Origin of the sequence: Shewanella sp. c952 (assembly GCF_019654975.1) — a bacterium.
In the GTDB taxonomy this organism is placed as follows: Bacteria; Pseudomonadota; Gammaproteobacteria; order Enterobacterales; family Shewanellaceae; genus Shewanella.
Genome location: NZ_BPEW01000097.1, coordinates 1 through 657 on the forward strand (window position 1 = coordinate 1; position 657 = coordinate 657).

1 protein-coding gene is annotated in these 657 nt (G+C 47.3%); it reads left to right on the top strand.

Going from position 1 to position 657, the window contains the following annotated elements; all coding sequences use genetic code 11:
• Window positions 1–547, top strand: a 547-nt coding sequence (locus K5R16_RS22020; protein ID WP_220740545.1) for a GntR family transcriptional regulator, incomplete at its 5' end; no start/stop codon positions are given.
• Between the last annotated feature and the right edge of the window lie 110 nt (window positions 548–657).

Below are 657 nucleotides of genomic sequence, written 5' to 3' on the forward strand. Positions count from 1 at the left end.
ATATGGAATGAGTCGCGGGCCGACAAGAGAAGCACTGCTCACCCTAGAGCGACGACGCCTCATTGTCAGAACACCCCATATTGGCGCGCGGGTTGCAGAATTAACAATCGAGGAGCTTAACGATTTATATCGACTGCGCAGCGTATTAGAAGGCATGGCCTGTGAGCTTGCGGCACAACATATCAATCAAGAGGAACTCGCACAGTTAGAGGCACTGCTCGTCAAACAAGAGCAGGCATTAGCGGCTGGGGATACTTTCTTTCAAAAAGAGGGCGATGTGGATTTTCACTATCGAATCATTCAGGCCAGTAGGAGTAAACACCTTCAAGAAACCTTGATTGGTGGTCTTTATCACCTACTGAGAATGTATCGTTATCAATGCACCAACATCAACCGGCCGACCAAGGCCTTGGCTGACCATCGGCGCATTGTCGAGGCGATTGCCCAGCGAGATGGTGAGTTAGCCAGTTTACTAATGCGACGCCATATTGAGCAGGGCAGAAAGAATACAGAGAAACGCTTAGCGACATTACAGCAAAGCCAATAGAAAAATGATTATCCAAATTTTAATGAGTGCACGAGTCATACAAATGTCATTCAATAGATGCGTGATTTATTGATGCCGTTGGTATACCGAGCCCACGAGACCGTACTAGA